The organism is Bartonella sp. MU70NMGDW, assembly GCF_042194085.1.
Taxonomy (GTDB): Bacteria; Pseudomonadota; Alphaproteobacteria; order Rhizobiales; family Rhizobiaceae; genus Bartonella; species Bartonella grahamii.
Genome location: NZ_JBHIMK010000497.1, coordinates 1 through 854 on the forward strand (window position 1 = coordinate 1; position 854 = coordinate 854).

The 854-nt window shown below is 41.3% G+C and carries 2 protein-coding genes; both read right to left on the reverse strand.

Features of this window, described 5'->3' with window-relative positions; translation table 11 throughout:
• Nucleotides 1–704 (reverse strand): major capsid protein (locus ACFIKE_RS11810; RefSeq protein WP_375650138.1); only part of this gene is annotated, 704 nt, incomplete at its 3' end.
• A 12-nt stretch (nucleotides 705–716) separates the two neighbouring features.
• Nucleotides 717–854, reverse strand: a 138-nt coding sequence (locus ACFIKE_RS11815; protein ID WP_375650140.1) for a head decoration protein, incomplete at its 5' end; no start/stop codon positions are given.

Here is an 854-nt window from a genome sequence, read left to right on the forward strand (position 1 = left end):
GCGCTATTGAGTGTCTGTGCTAAGGCTGTGTTTAAATAGGTCTCACGAATTGTTTTATGGTTTTTCAACTTGGAAAAGAATTCATTTCCACAAAGCCCAATAATCCGTGAACGATCAGAAAATGCTCCTTTTGAAGCCTCAATCATCCTCATAATGACTTGGTCAACATGGTCAGCAACATTGGTTGTTTCTGTATTCAGTTTAAAGTCAATGGGCTTTGGTGGTGTGATTTCCCATTCTTTGTACCAATCGACAATCACGGAGCCATCAGCATCAAGAACAACGCCTTGAACGGCGCCGAGTTGCATATTCTCCCATGTCAATTCAATTTCAGAAATCAGTTTCTTTTGTTTTTTGGCAATATATTTCATTGCTGTCTCTAACTGATCTTCTGCGCCAAATTCACGCCGGTTTTGGATTTCTTCTGATTTCACCGTATCACTTTTGGCAATCCGTGTTGTTTTGAAAAACCGAAGATTACGACCCTCTCTATCACCTTCTGCCAAAGGTGCCCCGCGTTCACTGGTTTGAATAAGCGAAAATGTATTATCACGCCGTTCAATACCAACCACTGTGGTGCTTGTTTCCACTTCCTCAAAAAGATCAAGAGAACTAATAAGCCCCGGTTGAAACTCATAGTTTTCGATGGCTTTCATCATTGTGATGCTTGAGAAAGCATCATGTTTAAAAAAGTTCATATCCATGTGCGCATTCTCCTATCGCAATAGAATGTTGTTTTTGTCTTCTAAAGACTGAATGGCTGCTTTCTTTTGCTCATCCGTGATGGCATCTGGCCATAGCAGTTCAGAAGCTTTTACAGTGCATAAGCGTGCTGTAATCACGGCGCGTTGATC